This is a genomic window from Kineococcus sp. G2 (genome assembly GCF_037154035.1).
In the GTDB taxonomy this organism is placed as follows: domain Bacteria; phylum Actinomycetota; class Actinomycetes; order Actinomycetales; family Kineococcaceae; genus Kineococcus.
In genome coordinates this window covers 1-1,493 of sequence record NZ_JBBBEM010000131.1, presented here as the reverse complement: position 1 = coordinate 1,493, position 1,493 = coordinate 1, and the positions used below count along the sequence as shown (strand labels likewise).

The 1,493-nt window shown below is 81.7% G+C and carries 1 protein-coding gene and 1 pseudogene; one reads left to right on the top strand and one right to left on the bottom strand.

What is annotated here, in order from left to right; all coding sequences use genetic code 11:
* A pseudogene (locus V9U69_RS17690) lies at positions 1 to 462 on the top strand (hypothetical protein); the annotation flags it as partial.
* Between the two features lie 53 nt (positions 463 to 515).
* Here the strand turns inward: V9U69_RS17690 and V9U69_RS17685 are convergent.
* The coding region (locus V9U69_RS17685; protein ID WP_337063172.1) for a lytic transglycosylase domain-containing protein at positions 516 to 1,493 on the bottom strand (978 nt) is incomplete at its 5' end.

Genomic DNA, 1,493 nt, shown 5'->3' with positions numbered 1-1,493 from the left:
TGGGCCGGGCTCGCCGCCGCGTGCGCGGCCGCCGCCGGGACGGTGGCGCTGCTGCCCGCACCGCCCGCCGCGGTGACGGCCGGTGCGCCGCCGAGCGCGTCCTCCAGCCCACCCGCCGGCCCCTCCGCCGGGGCGTCGGGCGGTGCCGGGCAGCGCATGGAGGAGCTGCTGCCGGTGCCGCTGACGGCCACCGTGCAGCTGACCGAGGAGGCGTGGGGCACCCAGGTGGACCTGGTGTGCGCCTACGCCGCCGACGACGCCGGCAGCGCGCGCTCCTACGCCCTCGTGGTCGCCGACACCGACGGCACCGCCCAGCGCATCGGCACCTGGACGGCCCAGCCCGGGCACGACGCGCGCCTGAGCGGCGCCACGGCGCTCACGCGCGAGCGCATCGCCGCGGTGGAGGTGCAGACCCTGCAGGGCACGGCCGTGCTGCGGCTGGAGGACCCCGCGGCGCGGTGAGCGCGCGCAGCGGGGGACCGAGACGGCGGGGGACGGGTGGGCCGGGGCGGGTCTCAGGCCCGCCCGGCCTCCAGCTCGTCGGCGATGCGCTGCACCATCGCCACGTACCAGTCGGCGCGGTTGTACCGGAACAGCGCCCCGGACTCCCCGGCGCGCCCGGAGCCGGCGCCGTTGGCGCACAGGTAGCGGGCGGCGCTGAAGACGGCGTCGGCCGGGTCCCACGCGTCCGTGTCGCCGTCGCCGTCGCCGTCCACGCCGTAGGCGGCGAACGTGGCGGGCATGAACTGCATCGGGCCGATCGCGCCCGCCGAGGACGGCCCGACGTCGCGCCCGTGCCCGCTCTCGACCTGACCGACGGCCTGCAGCAGCGCCGGGCGCATGCCCGGGCAGGTCGTCGCGGCGCGCGCGTACAGGTCCGCGTAGTCGGCCGACGCACCGCCCGCCCGGACGCCGGCGGTGGCACCGGCGGCCGCGGCCGCGGCGGCCCGCGCGGCCTCCCGTGCCGCGGCCAGCGTCCGCTCGGCCTCCTCGGCGGCCCGCAGCTGCGCGGCTCGCGCGTCCAGGGCGCCGACGCGCTCCTCGGCCTCGCGCAGCGCGCGCTGGAGCTGGCCGGAGCGGGCGGCGAGCTCGCGCAGGGCCCCCACGCCGTCCGCGGCCGCCGCGTCCGCGTCCGCCGACGCCGCCTCGGCGCTCGCGGCGCGCGCCGCCGCCCGGCCGGCCGCGTCCGCGGCGGCACGCCCACCGACCTCCAGGGCGCGCTCGTCCCGCAGGTCCCGGGCGCGCAGCGCGGCGGCCGGGTCGGTACCGGTCAGCAGGGAGCGGACCAGCGCGTACGCGCCCGCCGGACCCGCCGCGGGGCCCATGTAGAGGGTGCGCGCCCGACGGGCGCCGGCGTCGCGGGCACCGTCCGCGGCCGACCGCTCGCGCCGGGCCGCCACCTCGGCGCCCACGGCGGCCGACGCCGCGCGCTGCACGGCGGCGCGCTGCTCGGCCAGCGCCTGCTCCACGAGCCGCACCTGCGCTTCGGCCCG